The sequence below is a fragment of the Citrobacter sp. VF227 genome (genome assembly GCF_052950715.1).
This window is the reverse complement of the sequence record NZ_JBRFVF010000763.1, coordinates 1-255: the sequence shown is the minus strand read 5'-3', so window position 1 is coordinate 255 and position 255 is coordinate 1. Positions and strand designations below refer to the sequence as shown.

Below are 255 nucleotides of genomic sequence, written 5' to 3'. Positions count from 1 at the left end.
CAGGTCATACCGGCTGCCCGTGAGGGTTCGCATGGCCGCCACCGCATCCGGACTGACCTGACTACGCCATGGCACCCCCAGCTGATAGTTCACGTCCAGGGTGAGTCGCGTGTCGCTTTTCCCCGACTGCCCCTGACGCTGCTCTGCCCCCAGGGTAATCAGCGGCACGGGCGTGTAGTTAATCCCCGCCGTTATGGCATGCGGATTCTTCTGCCGGTTGTCCACCCCGAACAGGGCCACTTCCTTCCCGTAGTA

1 protein-coding gene is annotated in these 255 nt (G+C 63.1%); it reads right to left on the bottom strand.

Annotated features, from left to right (window positions below; translation table 11 throughout):
- Window positions 1–255 (bottom strand): inverse autotransporter beta domain-containing protein (locus ACU8YC_RS28880; RefSeq protein WP_446896495.1); only part of this gene is annotated, 255 nt, incomplete at both ends.